Consider the following 26,633-nt stretch of genomic DNA (forward strand, 5'->3'; position numbering starts at 1 on the left):
CATGAACCCCAACGGGGTTCGACAATGCGTGTGCTGATGACGGTGGTCAAACCCCGTTGGGGTTTTTCGTGTTCGTTGGGCACGGCAACCCAGGGTGCGCCGGTGCGGCGACCCTGGGCTTTGGAATCTAACGCCGTTGGCGTAGAGGTGCGCAAATACCGCAACGCGGTTACATTCCACAGCCCAGGGTCGCGCAAGCGCACCCTGGGTCGCCGATGCACACGCAACCATGAACCCCAACGGGGTTCGACGACGCGTGTGCTGATGACGGTGGTCAAACCCCGTTGGGCTTTTTCATCTTCGTTGGGGACGGCAACCCAGGGTGCGCCGGCGCGGCGACCCTGGGCTTTGGAATCTAACGCCGTTCGCGTAGAGGTGCGCAAATACCGCAACGCGGTTACATTCCACAGCCCAGGGTCGCGCAAGCGCACCCTGGGTCGCCGATGCACACGCAACCATGAACCCCAACGGGGTTCGACGACGCGTGTGCCGATGACGATTGTCAAACCCCGTTGGGGTTTTTCATCTTCGTTGGGCTCGGCAACCCAGGGTGCGCCGGCGCGGCGACCCTGGGCTTTGGAACCTAACGCCGTTGGCGTAAATTGGGAATCACTTCGCGGGGTTCAGGCTTGATCGTCGGTTTTCAACCAAGATCCTGTCTGACCATGACGGAGTCGTCTTCATACGGCCCTCTTTCAACGATTCGCCCCTCCTTCTTATTTAGAATCCTCCTTCAGTCGTTATTGAATTGATTGGAGACCGACCGTATTCACTGCGGTGATCCGGTAAGAATGCTCCACTCCGGCTTCCGCCGTTTGGTCCGTGTAACTCATCTCGGGTAGCGGTTGTCTGGGGGTGTCGCCATTGTACAGACACTGAAACAGCGGCCGGCCCTGGGTGAGTTCGTCGCTTTCCGGCACTTTGGCAAGAAACTCTCCATCGCGTTCGATGATGAAATAGGACAGCCCGCTTTCGAGATCAGCTTCGGCTGTCCAGGAGAGTTTGTTCCCAACGACCTTCAGGTTTCGGGGTGCAGGCGGAGGCGTAGCATCCTCAACGCCGGTATCTTTCCTATAGCTCATCCAAGCTTTCGCAATCTTCTGGTTCGGCAGCCAGACCGATTGGTCGATATTCCCTTTGTACTGAGCGGCCGGAACGGCCTCGCCACCAAGCAGAGGCGCCAGCCACGCGGCATCTTGCGGCATCGGGCTCAGCGCGTCGCCGTTTTTTTCCGGCAAGCGCGCCGACAGACAGGCATCAAACCATGGAATCGCGAGATAGCGTTGATTGCCGCATGCGTGTTCGGTCAAAGGGTCCACCGCATGACCAATCAATCCGCCGCGCGAGCGGAGCGAGCGGATCAAAAACTGAAAGCGAGTCAACACGTGCGCGAAGCGGCCATCGGGTTTAGAGATGCCTTCCTGCACTCCCTGGTTGCACATGATCGGAATCATCAAACCCGCTGGAGAAAGCTCGTAAGGCTTGTCACTTGGAAGACTTGGGTTCGGCTCCACGGTCACCGCACCGGAATTCAGCCAAAGCGCGGCGGTTCGCTCCGGATGCAAAAATGCCATTCCGCCCGCCCAGTTCGCTCCACCACTGTGTCCCCACAGCGCCCATGGGACCGATGCCAGCTCAGGGTGGCCGGACTTCTCACCCAAATCAAAAAGTGCTTTGATGAAGGTTTCCCTTGAACCATTGCGAGGATCGGCCCATAGGGGACAAGCTCCGTCACTCGGCTGCTCGTACGCCGGGCTCAGCAGCGCGCAATCATACTTTCGAGCCAACGCCTGCCAATGCAGGTCGAATGCTCCCGTCAGGCCGGTAATCCCTGCCCCGGCCCCGCATCCATGCTGATGCACAATGACACCCCGAAGCGTATTCACATCGGGGGGAACCCAAATCGAATAGATCACGCCATAGACCAACCCGCCCGGCGCGGCCCCCGCCTCATAGCGCACCGCGTAATACGGCGGCACCGTCTGAGCCGGCATCTCGCGTGGAAAATCCTGCGTAAAAGCAAGCCCGGCGAAGGAGACAACGATCAAGGCAATGCTGGGAATAATCTTCATCATCGAGGAAAACCGTCACAATTCGTTTGGCAAAACATGACTCACTGCGCGTCGATAATCAAACAAAGACGCGATGGCTACTTCCTAGATCCACACGAACCGATCAATTAACAGGGCCATATTATTATGCCCCGAACCGAGCTAGCCTGGCATCAAGATGAAACCGGTGTGACATCAATCACAAGTCGACGATAATCAAACAGCGCCGCGATGGGGTTCTTATCTTTGATTTCGAGAATAATGTGGATCTGTTTGCCGCCCGCATCGGATGGAATCGTCAATTGGGTTTTGGCGTTTTCCGGTGAGGAGATGGGAACACTGCCTGCGTACGTACCTGCTTCCTGATACTGCCACCAACGGATCAGCAGTTCATCTTGGTCAGGATCCGTACTGTTCGACGCATCCAGGTCAATGGTGTCTCCCGGAGCGGCGGTAATTCTTATAATCGAGTCGCTACGGTCCTGGCCGATAGCCGCCACCGGATGGTGATTGGCCTTATCATAGGGTTGTACGCACCAATCCATTCGACATTTGAAATCGTTATACATCGCTTCACGCCAACGCCAGACCGGTACGTAGTTGTCGCTATAGGTTGTACCACTTTGCGGATCGGTCCAGGTGTCACTGACTTCGCTATGGGTATAAAAGGGAGCCACCTCTTGTTCGTCTTGCTTGATATCCTTGTGTCGCGACCAGAAGTTCTGCGTTTTCTCGGGTGAAAACCTGCCGCTCCAACCGCCCCAGGAGGGCTGGTCCACATCAAAGAGGCCTTTGTTCACCAATCCCATCCAGGGAATGGTTCCGCCTCCTTCCATGAAATTAATCACACCATCGCCCCAGGCATGAAAGAGGCGTGGTGGATAAATCGCCCCCAAAGCTCCATGCCCATTGATAATGTGTTCCTTCTGCCAGTCCAGTTGACCTTGGGTGCTATTGGCGTAGGGTTGCCAAGTGTGAGGACCAAGATTATTTCGACTGGGGCCGCCATAAGCATACGTCTGATAGTTGCTGCGAATCCAATGAATGGCAGGAAACTGGCTGCAGATCCAGGCGCCGGCGTTGTCTTGTGAACCGTTTTCAAAGACACGTAATTTGGCAACAAACTGTTCCACTTCTTCGGCTGTGTGAGTAGCGCGGTAGTCCACCAATGCCTGAGCCAATGTATTGGCACCCGCATTGACGACGATCCAAACCGGCCGGTCATCGTCTTTGGTGAGGGCCCGAATAATCCGTTCCGAACCCGGACTGGAGTTCCCTTCCTCGACATCGGCAATGCCATATTCTTTCTGTCCGGCCGCAACGATTTTCTTGAGGGCATCCGGCTCGGGCCAACCATCCGCGTGTTTCTGTAGGTTTTTATAGACCTTGGCATAGGCATCAATGATCTCGATATAGAGTTCGGGGTGGGTCACCCAGTTGTACTCACCCAATCGGGATCCCGGACGCAGGTACTTGCCTGTGACTGCGATCAAGCCTTCGAGCTCGAATTCGTTGGAGCAGCTGATCATGTGGATCATCTGCTGCATTTCGTCGGGCTCATTGCCCATGTCGGCCAAAATGATCAAGCGTGGTTTTGCCGAAGCCAAGTTTTCCTTTGCAAACACAAGTTCACTTGATACGTTTATCCGCCGGGCATCGGCTACTGAAATAAACCAGATTGTCGCCTTCTCCGGGGGCTGGGGCGAGACAATCATGTCGTCTTCGATGCGAGCAGGCAGGGTTTGCCAATCAAGTTGATTGATCGGCGTCTTTCCGGTCGTGTAGTGAAGGGTTGCAGAAGTGAGGGCGGTCTCGCTCTTAAAACGGGCTCGGATCTCTCCATCACTAATCTCTGGTGTTAGAACCTCTGGCAATGGGGTTCCAGCCTTTAAGTATTGGTCAACAAATAGCCCGATTTCCTCAGGGGTCCAACCCGGTGAATGGCCATGACGCATATTGACGGTGATACGAAAGTTACGTTTTCCGTTTACAAGTCCATAGGTCTTTGCGTAACTATCAAGGGGATAGGCACCATCATTGGTGCCATTGATAAAGAACATCGGCATCGTCGCGGAACCAACGTACATCGAGGGATCCCACAACTGAACCCACTTGTCCTTTTGTTGGGCATTCATCGCCGCGAAATTATCCAGCCACATGCTATTTTCATGCAGGAACCCACAACCATAAACAGGGACCGCTGCTTTGAATCTGCTATCAAGGCCTGCGACAATACAAGTCAGGTACCCACCCCAACTGATTCCGGTAACGGCCGTTCTGCTGGCATCCACTTCATCGAAACGACGGATCAGCGAATGGGCCAAAATAACATTTGCAACCGCATGATAGCTCCACTGATCCTCAACAGGTTGATCAATTGCTTGAAATTTTTGCTTGTCACTTTGTCCGGGGCCGCCGTCAACAAGTCGCTGACGACGCTCTGGACCGCAACCGCCGAGATCCATGGCAATCGCCGCATACCCCCTCTTGGCCCACCTTTCAGCCCATTCCTTGAAAGCCATTCCTCCTCCACCATGCACTAGCACAACGGCTGGAAAAGTTTTTTCTCCCGTACCCTCTGATCCTCCCGTCCTCTCTAATCCCAGAGTGACAGGACTTGCATAGTAGGCAAACACGCGCGTCGGATTGCCTTTATAGACTTCTCCCTGATAGTGGAGCGACCATACGGGGCTTTCCTGATCAGCCCACTGGTACTCTGGTTGCCGACTCAAAGCGACCAAATCCCACGGTGTCGTGGATGGAAGTGACTTCGCCGCATGGATCGTGTTGCTGTCTTGCGTCGCGAAGAGTGAATAGTCCGCCGTCCAGACTTCTTCTTGCCCAGGTTCGACGCTTAGCTGAATCGTATTCTCTGGACAGATGACCCGGCCGTTCGACCAAAATTCCAGCTTGTTCACGGGTTTGTCCACGGCAACGGTAACGCCAGCTCCTGACTTCGAGTTTTCGATCGTAAACCGATTGTCCTCGCTTTTATCGCTGTACCCGTCTAGACTCATGAAGACGGTCCCCCGCTCCATCGCCTTGGTGAAATGTAGGGTATTTCCGTTGACCTCCATGAGTCCCTTTAAATCGTCTTGGGTTGATACGGAAAAGGGATAAGAGATTTTTACGGCAGGGCCACATTGCTCATTGTCGATCATGAAGAAATTGTGATTGTACTGATCGGTCGTGATGGTCTTCTCGCCGGTGTTCTTCAGCGTGTGCTTCATGAGAAAGCCATCCTCCTTAAGCTTCAGGGTCTTGGAATAAACATAGCCATAACCAAAATCACCATCGATTGACTGAGTGAAGGTTATCCAATCGCTGCCGCGATCAATGGTCCAGGTCCCGCTATCGACCAACTTGTACTTGTTATGAAAATCGTATTCGGGCTCATCTTCTTTTTCGATAGAGCCCACTCCGATCCGCAGGAAGGTTTCTCCCGGCTTTGCCTCATCGTAGCCTAAGCCGGCCGTCTTGTAGGTGTCTGCCGGACCAAAGATACCCAATGTGGGATCATAGGATGGTTTCCAGTACCCAAAGTACTCATGGCCCTTGTATTGAAGACTTCCTATCATGCCAGACCAGTCGTAGCGTGTGGCGCGATAGGCACCATCCTCAGGGTCTGGTAGATACACCTTCATATTGACCTGTGCATTCGAAAGCACAACACTTGGATACAGATCCAAATTCGCACCTCCCTCGGCAGCCATCAGCTGAACTTGGCAGATCCCAGCGATAGTCAGCAACAATCCTCGTAACAACACTCTGATACCTTCTCTCATGTCCACTACCTGTCGTTCTAGTTCGATATGATCCTATTCGTGTTCTTTCCGATCGCTTGAAACGATCCTTGATAACTGCGGTAGGCGAGACATTCGCCGGCCCGATTGCGAAGAAGCCTGCAATCACCCTTGCGCCCTTCATTCTTCATTCCCTGCAAACGTGAACCTTCAGCTTTGTAAAGCACATCACCAAAGCCCGCCCCATATTCTTCCTGCGATTCGTATATCCGCGCATGCCTTCAGGTTCAGGGCGGCTCTTGCATCATTCCTGTAGCCGATAGAAATAAAGTCAACATAGATAAATACCTTGGACCGCTTAGCTATCGGGTTCAATATATCTGAAATGATACCGGCTTGCCGTAAATTTTTGCATGCCCCGTTTGGGTCCATCGTGAACGGGCTCGGCACTCAGGTTGCTTCCCAGCAGGTTGCTTCCCAGCAGAGTCCTATCGTCCCTTGCCATTTTGCGAGCCTCGGCGTTTCCCAATCTTGTAGCCCAGCAAAGAAAAATCGCATTCGGTGCGGTGGCTCACATCGTGCTACGTTGCTGATAGGCATCATCACTAAACCGACTCCGGCGAACGGACATTGATGCCAATCTGGCAATCACCTTGCTGCCTTTGAATCCACTACCCGAAGGCCGAGTAACAAAAACTAGCACCCGAGCAACTCACGCGTCGAACAGTACTGGATTGGCCTCATTTGTTTCCTCCGCATCCTACACGGGATCGGTGCGGTTCTGGCATTATAGAATTCAGACTCAACCAGAATGCAATCAGGGAAAGGAACATCGCTGCTTTTACCTCGTAGAGTCATCAGAGCTTGATACGCTCGATAGTCCATGGACTCGTTGACAAACCGAATGCCTCCATCCGCCATTGCCATCCTTGGCCTCCAAAGGTATGAAAATGCGATTGAACCATCAACGAATCGCAAGCATAATCGTTTCTGGAGATTCGACCGATGGCGATCAATGCAACGGTCGGTAACCGGTGGGGTATCGATCCAAACAACCGATGGTCTATTGCGGAAGTTATTTTTTTGACGCCCAACTCATCTTGAGAGTAGGACCGTGATGGAGGAAGATGGAGGAAGTGCGTAAGGCCATTCGTGTGAAATTGAACAAATCAATCGAGAATTAGGAACCATGAAAATTAGAAACCCGTTGAGCTTTCTGCTTGCTGCTGTCCTATTCGCCTTTTGTCTGGCGTCCCGAGTGAATGCGGCAGATCCCGAAGGTATTCAGGTGTTGGACATCGGTGATCAAGCGCCTGATTTCACCTTACCCGGAATCGACGGACGCGACTACTCGCTAGCAGATTTCGACGACGCGGAGGTTCTGATGGTTTTTTTCACCTCCAACCACTGTCCGACTTCCCATGCAGCGGAAGCTCGACTCCAGAAGTTGCTCAGCGATATCGAGACTCAAAAACGGAGCTTCGGCTTCGTCGCGATCAATCCAAATAACCCCGAGGGAATGACGCCTGCCGAATTGGGATTCGGACGTTACACCGATAGTTTCGAGGATATGGTTTCTTATGCCAAAGAAAACGGTTGGAACTTCCCCTATCTCTACGACGGTGACAAGCAAATCGTCGCGCGTGCCTACGGCTGCCTTGCAACTCCTCATGTTTTTATTTTTGACAAAGAACGCAAACTGAGATACAAGGGCCGTTTTGACGATTCCCGCTTCCCCGATCCGGCTACCGTAACCTCTCATGATGCGATCAATGCACTCAATGCACTCTTTGCAGGCGAGCCGGTTCCCGTTGAAGTTACGAAACCTCACGGCTGCTCCACAAAGTGGCGAGAAAAGAAAGCGAACGTGGCAATCGCACAGGCGAAATGGGAAAACCTGCCAGTAGAGATCGATACGATCGATGTAGCGGGGGTCGCCAGCCTGCGAGCCAACGGCACCAACAAATACCGCCTCATCAATCTCTGGGCTACCAATTGCATTCCCTGTATTGCGGAAATGCCAGACCTCGTGTACTTGCAACGCGTATTGGGCTTGCGTGCCTTTGAGCTGATCACCATCAGCCTTGACGACCCCAAAGATCAGGATCGCGTCCAGGCCTTCCTAGAGAAAAACCATGCCGCCACTCCACCGAAGCTAAAAAGGATTGCCCAAACCGAAGGCCGTAAAGGGAATCACTATCTCTTTACGGGAGCAAGCCAGGACGAGCTCTCTGCGGCGTTGGATCCCGATTGGCCAGGTCCGCTGCCGCATTCGATCATCGTTGACCCCAACGGTGAAATCATTTACCGGCACAACGGGATCATTGATCCAACAGAAGTTCGCTCGGTTCTTATCGACGCGCTGACGCCATACTGGCCGGAACCAGCAGCGAGCGGCGACACGGTTTCTCGAACGCATGCGTACGAAATCGTGGAAGAGAGCTTCACTGCGGAAAAGTCGTATGGCAATCCCTATATGGATGTTGAGCTTTGGGTGGATCTCAGCGGACCCGATGGACAGCAGATCCGAGTGCCCGCGTTTTGGGACGGCGGACAGACCTTTCGCGTGCGGATGATGGGCACTGCTCCCGGCACTTGGAACTGGTCAACCGGAAACCGGACAGGCGATGGCGGATTGGATAAAAAACGCGGTGCGTTCACGGTTATCCCATGGACCGATCAAGAAAAGACGGAAAATCCAAATCGACGCGGTATTGTTCGGGTCGCTGCCGGCGGCCGTACGCTGGAGTACCCGGACGGAACACCTTTTTTTCTTACCGCGGACACATGCTATTCCGCATTGACAAAGATCTACCCCTGGTCCTCGGCCACCGGAAAATCCGGACTTTCGCTGCAAGACTTTGTTGCCCAACGAAAGGCCCAGGGATTCAATAGTCTTTCGATTATCTCCTGTTTCCCTTCCGATACGAAAGTGAACCTTTGGCAGGCGAGCTTGCGTGGGGAAAAGATTGCCGAAGATGACTCGACCCCCTTTGAAATGCACGATGATTCGATCAACCCGGCAAATTTTCTGCGCATCAATCCTGCTTACTTTCAACTTGCGGATCGTAAGATGCAGTTTCTGTCGGACAACGGATTTGTCCCCTTGTTGGAGACCGTCCGACGCCACGAGAAGTGGTATGAGGAGGACGATGAAGAGAAAGCTGCCTTCACGAACTTTGTGCGATATTTGTGGGCACGCTGGGGTTGCTATAACATGATTTTCGATTGGCTGCACTGGGACAACGACCCGAGTGTCTATGCATCCTGGCTACCCATGCTAAGAGAGGCTCACGAGACCCTGGGGAGCATGCCTTACGGGACGCCCAAAACGGCGATGAGCTATATCACCTGTTTAACGAGTTGGCACAAAGATATCCCGCAGGCGCTGGACATCAATAATGTCAGTAACTGGCCGCGGACCACCGAACAGTTCGACCACCAAATCGATCTGTTCAACGTCACACCACCGGTGCCTACCCTGAATATTGAGCCATTTTATCCTGGCTGGAATCATCCGCCCTCGGGTGGTCTAACCCATACCGAGTTTGCCATGCTCATTGCCTATGGATCTGTCTTGAATGGCGGTCTGGCCGGTCATGTATGGGGAGATATCTATTGGGGCGGTGTCGCTACAAGAACCTACTCCGATGAGGACGTCCGTATCAAAGCCGCTGAACCACATGCCCTTGGCATGAACAAATTCAAGGCGGCCCGCATGGGCAATCTGAAAGCATTTATGCTGGATACGGGCCACGATTACCGCAAACTCAAACCCGCCACGTTTACTCATCTAAAGAACCACCAAGAAAAGACCATTGCTCTGGCTATCAACGATTCGGCGGATGAAGCCCTAGGATTCGTAGCCGCGCGCAGACCCCAAAGTGTCATTCTTGATCATTTTCCTGCGAACAAGGACTACACATTACAGTGGTGGGATATTGATAAAGGCCAGTGGCAGGGAAAAACCGTCGTCACCACCAGTGCTGCGGGGACAGCGGAACTTCCCGCGACACCCGATCCCAATCGATCATGGGCATTCCGATTGCTTCAGAATGCAGAAGACTCTACGGTAACCATTGCAATAAACACTTCGTCCGCCCCGGAACGGTTCGGGGCAGAGAGGCTCAGTGAGTCCCTTCGTCGTTTGCAATTGGAACCTGTGGCGGTTAACAGGTCTGTTGATGCAACAGAAGACATCCGGGTAGAGATTGTTCAACCAAGCGACTTTCCTCTGATTAAAAAAGAGGGGTTCCGCTTGGGGAATGCTTCCGGCCGAATGGTGGTTAGCGCGATCGACAGTACGGGTGCAATGTATGGCTTGATGGAACTAGCCGAACAGATCGATCTGAAAAAGGACCTGTCGAAGGTGGAACCGGATCTGCAAAATCCACGTTTCCCTTTCCGAGCCATCAAATTCAACCTTCCGTGGTCTTCCTATCGCAGATTCTCTGCCCTGCAGGTGAACGAACCTTTGTGCAGAGACTTGGAAATGTGGGAATCCTTTTTGGACATGATGGCTGAAAACAGATTCAACACATTAACGCTTTGGAACATGCACCCCTTTCCCTATCTGATCAGGGCAAAAAACTTTCCCAAAGCGACTCCATTTTCCGATCAGGAACTGGCCGAATGGAAGACGTTCTGGACCACTCTGTTCAAGATGGCAAAAGATCGAGGTATTGAGACTTACCTTGTCAATTGGAACGTTTTTGTCTCCGAGGAATTCAAGAAACACTATGACGCCGCCGGCATCTCTGATATGGAAAGATTCCTGGGCAACATCAAGGACACCGAAACCATTCGTCAATACACCCGCGAAAGTATCACTCAGGTTATCAATGAGTATCCCGATCTTGCGGGGCTGGGAGTTACTCTTGGCGAAAGAATGCAGAACCTGGATTCCGAACAGCAAACCGACTGGGTGGAAGATGTATTCTTTCGCGGCATCAAAGAAGCCGACCGGCCGATCAAATTCATTTACCGCGCGGCCTTAAAAGGGGACCATGCCGTCCATCGAGCCACGATCGATCATTCCGGATTGCCGCATCCAATCTGGGTCGAGCTAAAATTCAATTGGTCCCATGGCCATTCCACGCCTACTTTGGTGAAAGCGCACGGAGGAGGTACTGGCGAAGAATACTGGACCAATCCAGCGCCCAGCAAACACAAGATGTGTTGGATGATACGCAATGAAGATTTCTTCAGACTCCGATGGGGCGAACCTGATTTTATCCGGGCACATATCAAACAGAACGGCCAGAACTTTGTCGGCGGTTACTTCGTCGGTTCCGAAACCATGATCCCCGCTAAGGACATCTTCCATCAACCTGATCACGATCACGTCAACTGGAAATATGCCTTTGAACGTCAATGGTTGTTCTACAAAGAATGGGGGCGATTACTTTACAATCCCGAGACTCCCGATGCGGCTTTTTCGAATGCTTTCGATGTCCGATATGAAGGCTCGCACGGCAAGGAGATGGTGGAAGCATTCAAGCTCTCCACGCGAACCAATCAGCGTATTCTCAGTTTCTTTCCAGTGGCCCAGGATGCGACCAACTATGCGGAAGGATTTCTGGGGCTACGGAAGTTCCTTACCGTTCGCGACGTGATTAATTCGATCCCCACCGATCCCAACTATGTCGGAGTGGAAGAGTATGGAGATGGATCGAGAGGTTTTGGCGAGAGGCTAACGCCCATTGAATTGGCTGCAGCCTTGGAGGCGGATGTGGAAAAGGCGATGGCGATTGCAAACGGCATTTCGACCGAGAATCCCACTTTGGAGTGTGAAATCGAGGACGTCAAAGCATGGAGTCATCTAGGATTGCATTTCGCTAAAAAGCTTCGCGCTGCCGTGGCCATCAACCAGAAGAAAAAAACGGATGCCGTTCAGTACATCACCGAGGCACAACAGCACTGGGCCGATCTGGTAAGCGTTACCGAAACGCATATTGTACCCGGCTTTGTTTACGGCGAGAAACGCGGCGAACAAGGACATTGGCATTGGAGCGCTTATCAGGACGAAGTGGATGCCGATGTGGAATGGGTCCAAGATGCGATGTGAGCCGTGATCGATGATGAGTGATCGCAACCCTCAATAAACAACGAAATTGCAAATGGTTGTTTTGGGGGAACACCAATCGTCGCCAATCACCAATCGTCGCCAATCAAAACGTATCTTCACGAATCGTATTCCCCTTCTTCTTACTTATTGGTGAGAATTCGTGAAGAGGAGTGGTTAAAAACAAAACCGCTTCGTGGATGCACGGAAGTTCCCAGGTTTTGGTATAAAGAAAACGGTTAGTCAATGCGACCCTCACCACTTATACCATCCAAAGCTGGTAATTCGAATTGCCAGAGCTAGAATGCAGTGAGTCCAATTCCATCCCGCGTTTTCATCTTCGTTCCTCGTTTGACCTATCAATAGCATGCTCAAAAACACCTGCCTATTTTTATTGATTGTTTCGTTTGCCAACATCACGCTCGGGCAAAGTTCCTCCACAAGCGGCACAGCGATCGACCAGAAAAGTCGCTTGCAATGGTTTCGCGATGCCAAATTTGGAATGTTCATTCATTGGGGAGTCTATTCCCAGGCTGGGGGCGAGTGGAACGGAGAAACCAATCACCATGAGTGGCTGCAACTGACAGCCAAGATCCCCCTGGCGGAATACACCGAGTTTGCCAAGTCGTTTAATCCAACGAAGTTCGACGCCGACGAGTGGGTCAAGACTGCCAAAGATGCAGGGATGGAGTACTTGGTGATTACGTCCAAGCATCACGATGGTTTTGCGATCTACGATTCGGCTAGTAGTGGTCACGACATCGCGGACGTTTCCAAGTTCGATCGTGATCCGTTGAAAGAGCTGGCGGACGCTTGCCAGAAACATGGCATTCGCTTTTGCGTCTATTATTCGTTGGGACGAGACTGGGAGGATCCCGATGTGGCTACCGGACGCGGTGACAAAGTCGGATTCCGCAGCAACCTGATCGACTTTCCCAACGAAAGCGAAAAGGTCTTTGAGCGATACTTTGAACGCAAGGTGAAACCACAAATTCGTGAACTGCTAACCGGCTATGGCCCCATCGGAATCCTCTGGTTCGATACCTACGAATTGATCAGCAAAGAACAGAGCGTTGAGTTGAAGGCGTTGATTCGTGAGCTGCAACCGGAGTGCATTATCAACGAGCGGATCGGTCACAACCTTGGCGACTACAAGGTGTCTGAACAGACGATCCCCGAAGATGGTTCCTATGATCCATGGGAATCCTGTATCACGATGAATGGTCACTGGGCCTACAATAAAGCGGACTCCAATTGGAAGAGCCCCAAATCAATGATTGAAAGTCTGGTCGACATCGTCAGCAAGGGAGGAAACCTTTTGCTCAATGTTGGTCCGACGGGCGAAGGCGTCATCCCGCCGCCCAGCGTCGAGCGACTGTCATTGATCGGAGATTGGATGGATGTCAACGGCGAAGCAATCAAAGGTTGTGATCCAACTCCCTTCGGCGAAGAACTGGGCCGGAAGGAAAAGGACAAAAACGGCAAGCAGAAGGTCGTTGGTAAACTCCCATGGCGAGCAACGACCAAGGGCGACAAGATCTATATCCACCTCTTTGAATGGCCTACGGGAGAGTTGGTCCTTCCGACGATTGATAAGAAGATTCAAAATGCCTACTTCCTTGGCCACCCCTCCGACTCGCTGAACGTGAAGCAGTCGGACGGACGTTCAACTATCACGATGCCAGCGTCACCCGTGAAATCACTCGTTCCCGTCATTTGCCTGGAGCTGGCTCGTTAGAAGTCGCTGAAAACAATCCAAGCCAACACCAAGGAAAGACTCCCGGAATGATGATTAGAAGATCGGCAGCCCTACTCGTGATCCTCATGGCGTTTGCAACGGTCACCGTTGCCGATGAACGTTATGTCCTGCAATACGATGCACCAGCCAAAGACAATCTGCTGGGCGCGCGAACCGGAAAGCCCAAGGGGATTGGCTACATCCAAACCGCGCTGCCGCTGGGCAACGGGCGACTCGGAGCGATGTTTTCCGGTGGTATCGATATCGAGCATCTGCTGATCAATGACATCACGTTGTGGATGAATAGCAAACGAGGTTTGGACGCTGTGGCTCAGTCCGGAACGCGAATGGTTGCAAGTACTGATTTCGAGACCGTTCGAAAAGCGTACCGGGACGACAAATACGGCACCAAGGAGGGCAGCATGGAAAGCCTGTCCACGAAATATTTGAGCAGTACCGAGCCGCTGGGGAACTACGCGCCGTTTACCGATCTGTTGATTTCCAGCGGACACGATCCGGCATCGGTTCGCGACTACCGTCGCTCACTCGATTCACGCAACGGCCTCGGAACCGTCAGCTATTCGATCGGCAATGGGAAATACAAACGAGAATTCTTCTGTAGTTATCCTCACGATGTGGTGGTGGCCCGTTATATTGCCGAAGATGCGACGCTGGACTTGACGATTCAAACCACCACTCAGCACACGGGGGCGAAAGTAAAGGCAGCGGGCAACCGGATCGTCCTGAGCGGTAAAGCGAAGATGGTTCAGGACGATGTCGAGTTCATGCAGATCGTGCAGGTCGATGCTGGCGACGCAGACGTTGCGTCGCAGGCTGATGGCTCGATCAAGATTTCAAACGCCAGAAAAGTGACAATCTTTTTGGCGGGCTATTGTGATTACCTGCCGGTCTACCCGACGTTCAAAGGTCGGGACTATCGAGGGGATTGCGAACATGCGATTGACGCCGCTGCCAAGCTTGGGTTTGAGAACCTCAAAAGATCGCATGTCGACGATGTTTCGGCCGTGATGAACCGTTGTCGGCTGGAACTCGATTTCCAGCCGTCTGGATTGACCACCGACAAGCTCGTGGCCGGCGATGGAAGTCTGGAACTGGAAAACCTGTACTTCCACTACAGTCGCTATCTGCAACTGAGCTGCTCGCGTGGGGCACCGGTTCCCTCCAACCTTCAAGGACTCTGGAACGCGGACCTGAAACCGGCGTGGAACTGCGATTATCACACCGACATCAACGTCGAGATGAATTACTGGATGGTGGACCCGGCAAACCTGTCGGAATCATTCCGTCCCTTCACGGAGTGGACGAAAATCCTTGCTGAATCAGGCGTCCATACGGCACGCGAAACCTTTGGTGTCCACAAGGGCTGGAGTATGGGGCTGAACGGCAATGTCTTCGGCTTCACCGCCCAGAATGTCCATGGGCGTCGCAACCAGCAATCTGGGCATTGGCTTTGCCAGAACCTGTTCGATCACTATGCCTTCAATCAAGATCGGGCATATCTCGAAGAGATCTATCCGATCCTAAAGGGTGCGGCGGAGTTCTTCGTCGAGTTTCTCGCTCCATGGAAGGACGGCACCCTCGTCGTCTATCCCACCTGGTCTCCGGAGAATAGTTACCTTGTCAAACCGCATGGCAAACTGAACAAGCAGGTCTACGGCGCTTCGTGGGATCAACAACTGGTGCTAAATCTATTCACAGATTGTATTGAAGCCTCCACGGTTCTCGGACGCGATGAGGACTTTCGAACAACCCTACAAAAGATGATCCCGAAACTCTGCCCCCAGAAGATCGGCCAGCATGGCCAGCTGCAGGAGTGGCCCGAGGACTGGGACAGCCCAACGGACACGCATCGCCATATCTCGCATTTGATTGCGTTACATCCAGGCCGTGACATCTCGCCTCTGACAACGAAAGAGTTGTACGAGGCTGCTCTGGTGACGATGAGGCACCGGGGCGACGAATCCACCGGCTGGAGTACCGGGTGGAAAACCTGTTTCTGGTCGCGTCTGCACAACGGCGACCGGGCGCACAAGATCTATGAATTCCTGACCTCCAAACGTGCGTACCCGAACCTGTTCGATTTTCATCCGCCGTTCCAGATCGACGGCAACTTTGGCGGGGCGGCGGGAGTGTGTGAAATGCTGCTACAGAGCCACCTCCGCAGCGTGAATTCCGATGCGAAAACGATCGAGGAAGCCGCGTTTGTGGCCTACCAAATGGATCCAAAGCAATCGAGGCATTTTGTGCCAGTCGTTCCAGACGAATCGCTGGCCGACGCACCCTATATTCTGCACCTGCTTCCGGCGCTGCCGTCGGCTTGGCCCAACGGAAAAATCAACGGACTCAAGGCACGCGGCGGAATGGAAGTCGACATCGAATGGAAGAACGGACAGCTGGCTCAGGCAACGATTCACGCAGGCCGGGATGGGGCATTCCGCATTTACGCCCAAGACCAACTGAGCGAGCTGATTTCGCTAAAGAAGGGCCAATCGACGGTCTGGCCGCCGACGAAATAGCCCATAAATGAAGTAGACAACGCGGTCATCGACTACGTACCGGCAGTCAGGAAACATCCCTATGAAAAAGACACTCATCCTACTGGCGATGCTTGCTTGGCTACCGGCTGCACGGGCCGAATACAGCGAAGTCATGAATCCGAAAGCTCCAACGAAAAACCTTGCAACGGACGGTGGGCTGATCGACGACAATGCCCAAAGCGACCAGAGCGAGAAATTTCAGAAAGCGATTGATGAGCTTTCCTCCGCGGGTGGTGGAAACCTCACCATCCCGAGAGGAACGTATCGGTTTAATGGAATCGAAATCAAGTCGAACGTGCATATTCTGATAGAGGCCGGAACGGTCATCAAGCCGATTGTGACTCCCGGTTCAAAATCGGGTGTGTTCAGTATCGATGATAAAGCAAAAGAGAAGTTTGTTGAAAATGTCAGCATTCGAGGTGTGGGCGGCAGATACACGATCGACTATTCCAATGCAGGACTGGTCGCCGGCCCGCGTTTCATCCGTTTTGGAAAGGTTCGCAACTTCCTCGTCGCCGATGCGAATATTCTCGACAGCCGTACGCCTTATAGCGCGATGACCTTCACCGTTGCCAAAGAGGATGGTGCGAATAAGTGGGAAGTCTTCCGTCCGACAAACGGAACCGTTCGCGATTGCAGCGCATTCGATTCAAGCCACGGTTATGGATTGGTCCAGGCTCACGGCGGGGAAAACCTGCTGTTTGAAAACCTCTATTCTCGTGGCGGTGTGACTTTGCGTTTCGAAACCGGCGCTGGGGGCCAGTACGCTGGAGTGCATGAAATCTACGGAAAGAACATTGTCAATGAGAATGGATCCGAGGCCGTCGTGCTGTTCCCTCATGCCGTGCAGAATGGAAATGTATACATTGATGGTGTGAAATCGATCAGCAGTAAATGGGCGGTGGCAATTGGCGGTGGTGGCCCGCCAGCGAAGAAAGACATTGCAAATGACCCGAATGCGAAACCGGGCATCTTTGGCAGTGAAAGCTACGTGAAAAACGTCCACGCTGTCTTTGGGACGACAGCGCAGATTAGTAAGAAGTCGGCCCACGAAACGCCTGAGGAGTACATCAAAGAGCTGAAAGTGATGCCGGGGGCGGCCTACTTTGTCGGACCATCGGTTGGCGTCTTTCGTCTCGCGATACAAAACGATGCCTATAAAGTAACCATTGAGAACGTGACGTCCGAAGGGTTTAAGTACAACGATGGAATCGTCACCTCCGACGGAACTGAATTGCAGGGATCCGCAAGATGGGAGTTTGCAAAGAAACTACCTGGCCATGACGAGCTCGCAGACAAGAAAGCGATGAAGAACTATCAAAAAGGGGACAAGACCGAACAGGGCACTGAGCAAAGAGAAGAGAAGAAGAACGAGCGGGTCAAGAAGAAAGATCGTTAAGGAGCGAACCTAGGCCGGAGGCCGAAACATTCCCTGCCGGTGGCGTGAGCTACCGGAATGGATCGGATCGCCTTTGATCCGGTGGTTTATGCCAGCGGCAAGGCGATGTCGGCCTCCGGCCTGAAAGAAATGCTACGACTTCAGCAGTCTCCTTCGGGGTCGAAAAACACTTTAACATTCATTGACTGTGGGAGCGCTACGCGACCCACGGCTAGTGGCTTGGAATCCCTATCGGGATAGAGAAATTCGTGAGTAAATGATTATCAATATGAAAAACCTTCTCCTCCTACTGGCCACGCTCGCCTGGATTCCCACGGCAAACGCTTCGTATACCGAAACCATGGATCCACACGGGTTGACTAAAAACCTCGTAACGGAACTTGGAATGGTGGATGACAATGGCCAAAGCAATCAGAGTGACAAACTGCAGAAGGCGATTGATACGGAATCGGCTGGCGGTGGCGGAATCTTGTTTTTGCCCAAGGGGACTTATTCCTTCGGAGGGATCACGATGAAGTCCAATGTGCATCTGCTGATTGAAAATGATACCGTGATCAAACCGTATTGGCCGACCGGTACAAAGACGGTCGTCTTTTCTCTTGATGGCGATGAAGGGCATATCGAAAACGTCAGCATCCGTGGAGTGGGCGGTAAATTCATCGTCGACTATTCGGATCGCGGCAGTCATCCAGGAGAAGGAATACGAACAATCAATTGCAGGGGCGTCCGAAATTTCTTAATTTCCGACCTGCTCGTGAAAGACAGCTTCACGACCTACTGCGCAGTCATCTTTACTCCTGTGAAAACGAGCGGGACGGACAAACCAGAGGTGTCGGGACCAACCGACGGCTTGGTGATGGACCTAATCAGTACCGACTCCAGTCCTGGTTACGGTTTGGTTCAAATGCATGGTGGAGAAAGAATTCACTTTATGAACCTCGCTGCCTACGGTGGTGGTGTTACTTTCCGATTAGAGACGGGTGCCGGAGGAGAATACGCAGGTATCCGGGACATTACCGCCAAGAACATTTACTGCGAAAACGGCTTGACCGCTGTCATGCTCGGCCCACATACGGCTCAAAATGGCATGGTAAAGATTGACGGTGTTAAAGCAAAAAGTTGTGCTTGGGCTGTCAAGATGGGTAGTGGTTTTGTGGAAAAGAAACATGAGGGTGATCCCAAGTTCCGTCCAGGGCGGTTTGCAGATGGAACGACGGTGAAAAACATCCACGCCATTTTTGGAACCAACGCAGCGATATCGACGAAGGGGTTGGGCAGCGTTCCTAAACCCTACCTGAAAAATCTCAGGTTTGATGAAAACGATCGGAAACAAAAACGGGTCAGAGGTCCATCGATCGGCGTTGTCAGGGACGGTACCGAGGGCAGCTGGGTTCCAGTCATCGAGAACGTTTCTTGCGAAGGATTTGAATACAACCAAGGCGTTGTGAAAGGAGGCAAGGAGGGCCGTGTCAACTGGAAAGAATGGATGGCCGGAACACCACTGCTCAAGCAGATGGAAGCGTTCCTGGCAAAACAAGCCGAGACGAGTGACAGCAACGCAAAGGAGAGAAAGGGGAAGAACCGCACGAGGGACAAGGCAAACACCGCACCCGCTTCGACCGTGGAGGAGGCCCCCCCCGTCAGCCCGTCGGTTTCGGTTGCCGAGAGCGGACGGGAAACGATCGTCTTCAACGAAGGTTGGCGATTCGAACGCTTTGGTTGGATGCCAGACGGTTCCCTACGAGCGGAACCACAGGATCTGCAAGTGCCCTCGTTTGATGATTCCTCATGGCGAGTTTTGAACCTCCCTCACGATTGGGGAATCGAAGGTCCGTTCCGGGATGACCTCCCTAACCGAACCGGAAAACTGCCATGGGCTGGCATCGGTTGGTATCGAAAGAGCTTTCCGTCTCATGAATCGGACGCAAGCAAACGCATCTTTATTGAGTTCGATGGAGCCATGTCTGGCACTTCCGTTTGGCTAAACGGCGAGTTTATTGGTGAGTGGCCGTACGGATATTCTTCTTTTCGTTTTGAGTTAACCGATCACCTCCATCCCGGCGAACGGAACACAATCGCCGTACGATTGGACAATAAACCCGAATCATCGCGATGGTATCCAGGCGGCGGAATTTACCGAAACGTTCGAATCGTCAAGTGTCACCCGGTACACATTGGCCAATGGGGTGTCGCAGTCACGACGCCAACCGTCACTCATCAAGTCGCAACGGTTCAGATCAGTACCGAAGTGGAAGGTGCTGATGAATCCACCAAAGTACAGCATGAAGTTCGTTTGATGGCCACGTCCGAGGTTGTGGCGAACCAACCCGGTGCCAATTGCACCATCCAGATCGACGCGCCGAAGCTTTGGGACTTGGCAACACCCAACCTTTATGTTCTCAAGACCACGATCAACCAGGATGACATGGTCGTTGATGTGGTCGAGACGACGTTTGGCATCCGCAGCATCGAATTTGATGCCGACCGAGGGTTCCTGCTAAACGGAAAGGTTGTGCGAATGAACGGAGTCTGCCAGCACCACGATCTCGGGCCATTGGGATCGGCGGTTAACACGCGGGCAATGGAGCGGCAGATCGAAATCTTGCAATCGATGGGCTGCAATGCCATTCGGACTTCCCATAATCCGCCAGCGCCTGAATTATTGGATCTTTGTGACCGTATGGGAATGTTGGTGCAGGTCGAGGCGTTTGACTGTTGGAAAACGGGCAAGATTCCGAATGACTACAGCCTTCATTTCCCGCAGTGGCACGAAAAGGACTTGCGCGCCATGGTGCGTCGAGACCGCAATCATCCCTGCGTCGTGATGTGGAGCACCGGGAACGAGATTCGCGAACAAAACCACGAAGCCGGTCACGCGATTTCGCAACGTCTGACTGACATTGTCCGCACCGAGGACCCAACCCGTCCCGTAACCGCCGGTTGCAATATGCCTGCAGCCGGCTTCAACGGTTTTGAGAAAACCATCGATCTGTTCGGCTACAACTACAAGCCTCAGCTTTACGGAAAGTTCCGCCAGACGCATCCAGACCAGCCGCTCTACGGCAGCGAAACGGCGTCGACGGTCAGTTCTCGTGGCGAATACTTCTTCCCGGTCTCAAACAACAAGAGCAAAGGATCAGGCGGCTGGTTCCAAGTCAGCAGCTACGACCTTTCTGCGCCGCCATGGGCCAACAATCCGGACATTGAATTCACTGCACAAGATAGATTCCCGGGTGTGTTCGGTGAGTTTGTCTGGACCGGGTTTGACTACTTGGGTGAGCCGACCCCCTACAACAACGATGCCACCAACCTACTGAATTTCTCGGATCCTGAAGCGCGCCAGCGGATGGAGACAGAGCTCAAGCGACTCGGTGACCATATTCCCCCACGCAGTTCCTATTTTGGAATGATCGACCTTTGCGGATTTCCCAAAGACCGATTCTATCTCTACCAGGCGCGCTGGCGACCGGAGCTACCGATGGCTCACATCTTGCCTCACTGGAATTGGCCAAACCGTATAGGCAAGGTAACGCCAGTGCATGTCTACACCTCCGGCGACGAAGCAGAACTGTTCCTCAATGGAAAATCGCTAGGCCGAAGGAAGAAGGGCGAGTACGAATACCGTTTGCGTTGGGACGAGATCGTCTACGAGCCTGGTGAGTTGAAAGTGGTCACGTACAATCAGGGGAAACCATGGGCGGAATCGAGTGTAAAAACGACAGACGACGCGGCCAAGATCGAACTCGTGGCCGATCGTACGGTGATCACTGCTGACGGAAGGGACCTGTCGTTTGTCCGCGTTCAAGTTTCGGATATTGAGGGACTGCTCGTGCCACGATCCGACAACCGAGTTCGGTTCACCCTTGAAGGCCCCGGAGAAATCATTGCGGTGGGCAACGGCGATCCCACCAGTCATGAATCCTTTCAAGCCGTGAACCATAAGGTCTTCAATGGTCTTTGTCTTGTGGTTGTTCGTTCGAAAAAAAACAAACCGGGTGACATCAGTCTGACCGCCGAATCAGACGGCCTGCGAGGCCATCAAATCAAACTGAAATCGACAAAGAAGCGGAAAGGATTAAACCGAGCACTCTAATGTGGGCGGTTCATGATGACGTTATTTTATTGTTTGCCATCTTCAACATCATAGAGTTGTCTCAGTTGGCTCAGCTCGTTCTTCAATTTCTCAACGGTGGCTGAATATTCTGGATTGCCGTAGACATTATTCATCTCGGACGGATCGTATTTTAGGTCGTACAATTCCCACTCTTCACCTTCAGGCACATCCCTGCCGTAAAAGCGGATTAGCTTGTAACGTTTATCGAAGACCCCTTCATGGCGGCGGACACTGTGTGTTGCTGGATATTCGTAGTAGTGGTAGTAGAGCGAGTCTCGCCAGTCATTCGGCGTTTCTCCTTTCAGCAGCGGAACGAGCGATTCTCCCTGCATATCATCAGGAATCGAAGCACCGGCTAGATCGAGAAAGGTCTCCGCGAAGTCAATGTTCTGTACCAAATCGGTATTGACCGATCCTGGCTTGATCTTACCAGGCCAGCGTGCCAACAGGGGAGTACGAAACGATTCCTCATACATGAAGCGTTTGTCGAACCAGCCGTGCTCACCCATATAGAAACCCTGGTCGGACGAATACATCACAATGGTGTTTTCAAGCAGCCCCTGATCTTCCAATGCCTGAAGAACTTTTCCGACGCTTTCATCGACCGCCCAGGTGCAGCGAAGGTAATCCTTCATGTAGGTTTGGTATTTCCATTGAACCAGTTCTCGGCCTTCCGGCTTGTTTTCCGCAAACCAATCATTCCGTTTCTTGTAGCGTGGGGTTTTGTTTCCGATCTTCAAGTCCCCCTTCATGCTCATGGTTTTCTCGATCGTCATATCCTGCTTGTGGGCGGCCGTTCCACGGGTGGCATAATCATCGAAGAGATTGGCCGGTTCCGGAATCGTGATGTCTTCATAGAGGTCCATGTGGCGGTCGGCGGGATGCCAGTTTCGATGTGGCGCCTTGTGGTGCACCATCAACATGAACGGTTTGTCTTTCTCACGCTCGTTTTCTAACCAGTTCAACGTGCGTTCGGTGATGACGTCGGTCACATAACGCCCCGGGTACGTCGTTTTTCCGTTTTCGGTGACAAAATCGGGGCTGTAATATTTCCCCTGACCCGGGAGCACTTCCCAGTAGTCGAAACCCTGCATCTTTCCGCTCAGGTGAATTTTGCCAACCATCGCGGTCTGATAGCCGTTCTTCTGTAGGATTTTCTGGAACTGCTGCTGGTCATGGTCAAACGAGCCTTGGTTACCGTATTTCCCATTCCTATGGCTGTGCTTACCGGTCAGCAGCGTGGCGCGACTCGGTGCACAGATTGAATTGCCCACGTAAGCGTGATCAAAACGCATGCCCTCACGTGCAAGCCGGTCAATGTTCGGCGATGGATCCAAAGATGCAAGAGGGCCGTCATAGGCTCCAATCGTTTGGTAGGAATGGTCGTCCGAAAAGATCCAGACAATATTGGGGGGGGTCTGGGCTGCAGCTTGAATCGCTGCCATGCCCAATACGAAGGCCATCGCAAACCCTATTGAAAATCGACGCTGGTACGAGCTCATCCACGTGCTTCCAAAATATTTCATAAGTCCTTGTTCCATAATCTTTTTTTGCTGCATGATATAAAAAGTACCGCGAACCTCTCAACGGCAACCTGATTCGCCCAATCGACCTATCACGGACCCGTGGAATAAACATTCCGTTTATTTCTAAATGGACGTCCCACCAGTCTATTTTTTGCGTCTTCGAGTTTTGAGTTTAGCAGGCTTGCTATTCATTCTAGGGCATCGGATTGAAGCCGTGCGTTGACTTTCTCATTTTACGCAGCGAACTCCGCAGCGGTAGCCAGACGCATCCAAACCAACCGCTAAACGGAAGCAAAACAGCGTCGACGGTGCGTTTTCGTGACGAAGACTCCTTCCCGGTCTGCCCCAGTTATCCGTAGGGAAGTCGCTCCTTACCTCCGTTTGACAGGGCGTTTCGATTTTACCCGGACAAACTTACTCTGACAAACCACCAGGGAGTTGCAAATCCTAAAGGAAAATTATTTCCATGCCTCAAAAACAACTTCCTCAACTTCCTACTAACCCACAAATGCTTCGAAAGAGCCTTGCTTTTAGGCTTAGCCGTTCGGTGGTCGTTTTGAACTCAGTTCGATCAATGAGCAAACAGTCCTACGACTCGAAAGGGCCCAAACCGTGGGACGCTAGCGGCCAACTGCATGCGGCACGGTGTTTGCGTTCAGTAATAACCAGCGCCGCAACGTCGCGAGTGCTTTTTAAAACATCTCTATTTTACCCGGAATAAACCATGGCACTCGAAACAAAAACCGACCTCAATGAAAACACCATTCAAAAGCTTCAAAAGTTGATTCGCGCCAACATCGACTCTTACAACGGTTTTCACGAATCTGCAGAGGAGATTGATGACTCTAGACTGAAGGTACTCTTCAAAGAACTCGGTGACGAACGATCCGCGATGGCCAGCGAATTACAAAATTACGTCGACTTCAACGGCGATGATGCCGAAGACGATGGCAGCGTTGCCGCCAAGACCCACCGCATTTGGATCAATATCCGAAGCAAGATCAACGGTGGCGATCCCTACGTGATCCTGATCGAAGCCGAGCGTGGCGAAGACCACATCAAAGAAGCGTACGAGGATGTGCTGAAGGAAACGGCTGGAAGTGCAATGAACGATGTTCTAACGGAACAGTACGCAAAGGTGAAAGCTGGTCACGACAAAGTTCGAGACCTACGCGATGCCTACAAGAAATAAGTAGGCTGCTTATCATTGCCATCGAAAAGGCGAGCCCTCTCGCTCGCTTTGACGGTCGCGACGAACCGGCGAAAGGATCAATCCGCCGTCTCGTCGCCGGAGGCGTTCTTGCATCCATGCCGTAAGCAACGAGGAATCTTTCCATCCACGAAACATTGAATGACGAACCCTAAATCGGATCTTGCGACCATCGCCGCCGTCGCACAATTGCTGGCAGTCATCTTGACGGTCGCCGCGTTGTACTTCGCTCGTGATGTGTTTATCCCGCTAGCACTCGGATTGTTGTTGTCATTCCTGCTAAGCCCCATTGTCAATCGATTGCAACGATGGGGCATTCCGAACGTGATGGCAGTTGTTTCTACAGCTGTATTAGCATTCCTGTTTTTGGCGGGTGGATTCACATTGATCGGTCGTGAGCTGACGACACTGGTCAGTGACCTGCCAAAACACAAAGGTGAACTCGTCTCAAAAGCTCGAAGCGTGGCTGGGATGACCTCTGGGGTTGGTGGGTCACTGGGAGAACTTGCAGAGGAGGTCTCCGACGCGATGGGTGGGACGGAAGAGCTAAAAACGGAAATAGAGGAAGACAGGTCATTCCTACAGAGATGGACCGATGAGTTATTACCCACTCCGACAGGATCGGTTGACAAGGCAACCGATGGCAAGTCCATCGCTTCACCCATTTACGTTCAAGAGGTAAACGACAGCAATTCGCTTGCAAGTTGGGCAACGACGGCTGGCACCGTTCTAGGTCCACTTGCAACAGCGGGTTTGGTAAGCGTGTTCGCTCTGTTCATGCTCGTCCATCGTGAAGATTTGCGAGACCGAACCATTTCGATTGTCAGTCACGGTAACTATGTGACGACGACGGATGCGTTGGATGAGGCCGCCGGTCGAATCAGCCGGTATCTAATCGCGCAATCCATCGTGAATACGTCTTATGGTTTTGTCCTCTCAGTTGGTCTGCTCATCATCGGCGGAACGTTGACCGAGGACGGCATCTTTCCCAATGCGATCCTATGGGGTGTGTTGGCAACGTGCCTGCGTTTCGTGCCGTACATCGGCCCCACCACTGCAGCCGTCTTTCCAATGGCGATTGCCTTGTCGGTCTTCCCCGGCTACAGCGTAGCACTCGCCGTACTGACCCTCATTATCACAATGGAATTGTTGAGCAACAACGTTCTCGAACCTTGGCTCTACGGGGCCAGCACAGGCATCTCGGCCGTCGCCGTGATTGTCGCAGCGGTGTTTTGGGGCTGGCTCTGGGGACCCGTCGGTCTACTGCTGTCGACCCCACTGACGGTTTGTCTGGTGGTCTTGGGTCGGTATGTGCCTCGTTTTAAAGTGCTATCCACCCTGTTTGGTGAAGAAGTCGAGATCAAAGCGGCTATGCGTTTCTATCAAAGACTGCTTGCGAGCGACCATCATCGCGCTAAGCAGATGCTATTCCAGCATGTGAACGAGAACGACTTTGATGCTACATGCGATGAAGTTATCATCCCGGCGCTGAAACGCATCCGACTTGATCACAACAACGAGCATCTCAGCAGCGCTGACGCCGATCGCTTGTTAGCATTGGCTGGCGGGCTTATTTCGCAACTTAAAGAACACGTCCACTCTACCGCTGAAGTGCCCAAAGAAGTGCCCAAAGAAGTGCCCAAAGAAGTGCCCCAAGAAATACCCGTAGAAATACCCGTAGAAATGCCCGTAGAGAAGCTCGAAGATAAGCCTGGGTCTAGCGTTTACGACGATCCATCGATTCCGACGATCATCGGTTGTACTTCCCATCACTTCAGCGAAACATTGCTATTGAACCTACTACGCATCGGTGGCGTCGGACATTACCAGCTCGACCACATCGAAGACGACATGCTTCCTCAAGAGATTGGACAACAGATTGTGCAACGCGAACCTGCCGCCGTTGTGATTATCGTCTTACCGAAAGGCGGATTTGCGCAAGCCCGCTATCTTTGCAAATCGATTCGTGGTGAAGGATACGTCGGCCCCATCCTTGTCTCTTGTCTCGGCAAATTCAAGAACCATGACAAGCTTTTCGTCAAGTTTCGCAAAGCGGGTGCAACCAGCATGACCACGTCTTACTCGAAAACACGATCCAAAATCGATTCCATCCTCAAACGACGCGCCCCCACCCCCGTGGCGTAGGCTTCCAGCCTGCGGATAGTCCGGCAGTTGCACGTGCTTGGTCGAGCCGTTGTTCGGCTCGCTCAGGCTTCCAGCCTGCGGATAG

Annotated in this window: 10 protein-coding genes; 7 read left to right on the forward strand and 3 right to left on the reverse strand. The window is 52.5% G+C overall.

Translation table 11 applies throughout. The annotated features are described in order from the left end of the window. Positions 1-740: 740 nt before the first annotated feature. Positions 741-2,075: a hypothetical protein gene (locus Q31b_RS08690; RefSeq protein WP_146599262.1), complete on the reverse strand. Its 1,335-nt coding sequence runs from the start codon at positions 2,073-2,075 to the stop codon at positions 741-743. A 149-nt stretch (positions 2,076-2,224) separates the two neighbouring features. After that, positions 2,225-5,836, reverse strand: coding sequence for a nucleoside hydrolase-like domain-containing protein (locus Q31b_RS08695; protein WP_146599263.1), 3,612 nt, complete (start codon positions 5,834-5,836; stop codon positions 2,225-2,227). Positions 5,837-6,983: 1,147 nt separating this feature from the next. Between Q31b_RS08695 and Q31b_RS08700 the strand changes: the two genes are divergently transcribed. The 5 genes from Q31b_RS08700 to galB all read left to right on the forward strand — a co-directional run bounded on the left by Q31b_RS08700 (position 6,984) and on the right by galB (position 21,646). Further along, positions 6,984-11,861: a redoxin domain-containing protein gene (locus Q31b_RS08700; protein ID WP_146599264.1), complete on the forward strand. Its 4,878-nt coding sequence runs from the start codon at positions 6,984-6,986 to the stop codon at positions 11,859-11,861. A gap of 364 nt (positions 11,862-12,225) precedes the next feature. Next, positions 12,226-13,596 (forward strand): alpha-L-fucosidase, encoded by a 1,371-nt coding sequence (locus tag Q31b_RS08705; RefSeq protein WP_146599265.1) that lies wholly within the window; start codon positions 12,226-12,228, stop codon positions 13,594-13,596. A 50-nt stretch (positions 13,597-13,646) separates the two neighbouring features. After that, positions 13,647-16,133, forward strand: coding sequence for a glycoside hydrolase family 95 protein (locus Q31b_RS08710; RefSeq protein ID WP_390622314.1), 2,487 nt, complete (start codon positions 13,647-13,649; stop codon positions 16,131-16,133). Positions 16,134-16,194: 61 nt separating this feature from the next. Then, entirely contained in the window at positions 16,195-17,553 is a 1,359-nt protein-coding gene (locus Q31b_RS08715; RefSeq protein ID WP_146599267.1) for a hypothetical protein, read from the forward strand. Between the two features lie 268 nt (positions 17,554-17,821). Then, positions 17,822-21,646, forward strand: a complete 3,825-nt coding sequence (galB, locus tag Q31b_RS08720) for a beta-galactosidase GalB (protein WP_197171199.1) — start codon at positions 17,822-17,824, stop codon at positions 21,644-21,646. A 26-nt stretch (positions 21,647-21,672) separates the two neighbouring features. On the opposite strand, the gene Q31b_RS08725 is transcribed toward galB, so the two are convergent. Then, a complete protein-coding gene (locus Q31b_RS08725; RefSeq protein ID WP_146599268.1) occupies positions 21,673-23,130 on the reverse strand; it encodes a sulfatase family protein in 1,458 nt (485 codons plus the stop codon). Positions 23,131-23,917: 787 nt separating this feature from the next. On the opposite strand from Q31b_RS08725, the gene Q31b_RS08730 reads away from it, so the two are divergent. Both Q31b_RS08730 and Q31b_RS08735 read left to right on the forward strand, forming a co-directional pair. Beyond that, positions 23,918-24,385, forward strand: coding sequence for a PA2169 family four-helix-bundle protein (locus Q31b_RS08730; protein WP_146599269.1), 468 nt, complete (start codon positions 23,918-23,920; stop codon positions 24,383-24,385). 159 nt (positions 24,386-24,544) lie between these two features. Beyond that, complete coding sequence (locus Q31b_RS08735) at positions 24,545-26,548, forward strand: AI-2E family transporter (protein WP_146599270.1); 2,004 nt, start codon at positions 24,545-24,547, stop codon at positions 26,546-26,548. Positions 26,549-26,633 lie beyond the last annotated feature (85 nt).

This window comes from Novipirellula aureliae (assembly GCF_007860185.1).
Classification (GTDB): Bacteria; Planctomycetota; Planctomycetia; order Pirellulales; family Pirellulaceae; genus Novipirellula_A; species Novipirellula_A aureliae.

Excerpts from the sequence above, each read along its gene's own strand:
- Q31b_RS08700 (WP_146599264.1), top strand. The coding sequence starts at position 6,984 with ATGAAAATTAGAAACCCGTTGAGCTTTCTGCTTGCTGCTGTCCTATTC.
- Q31b_RS08690 (WP_146599262.1), bottom strand. The coding sequence starts at position 2,075 with ATGATGAAGATTATTCCCAGCATTGCCTTGATCGTTGTCTCCTTCGCC.
- Q31b_RS08710 (WP_390622314.1), top strand. The coding sequence starts at position 13,647 with ATGATTAGAAGATCGGCAGCCCTACTCGTGATCCTCATGGCGTTTGCA.
- Q31b_RS08725 (WP_146599268.1), bottom strand. The coding sequence starts at position 23,130 with ATGGCCTTCGTATTGGGCATGGCAGCGATTCAAGCTGCAGCCCAGACC.
- Q31b_RS08730 (WP_146599269.1), top strand. The coding sequence starts at position 23,918 with ATGGCACTCGAAACAAAAACCGACCTCAATGAAAACACCATTCAAAAG.
- Q31b_RS08715 (WP_146599267.1), top strand. The coding sequence starts at position 16,195 with ATGAAAAAGACACTCATCCTACTGGCGATGCTTGCTTGGCTACCGGCT.
- Q31b_RS08705 (WP_146599265.1), top strand. The coding sequence starts at position 12,226 with ATGCTCAAAAACACCTGCCTATTTTTATTGATTGTTTCGTTTGCCAAC.
- Q31b_RS08695 (WP_146599263.1), bottom strand. The coding sequence starts at position 5,836 with ATGAGAGAAGGTATCAGAGTGTTGTTACGAGGATTGTTGCTGACTATC.
- Q31b_RS08735 (WP_146599270.1), top strand. The coding sequence starts at position 24,545 with ATGACGAACCCTAAATCGGATCTTGCGACCATCGCCGCCGTCGCACAA.
- galB (WP_197171199.1), top strand. The coding sequence starts at position 17,822 with ATGAAAAACCTTCTCCTCCTACTGGCCACGCTCGCCTGGATTCCCACG.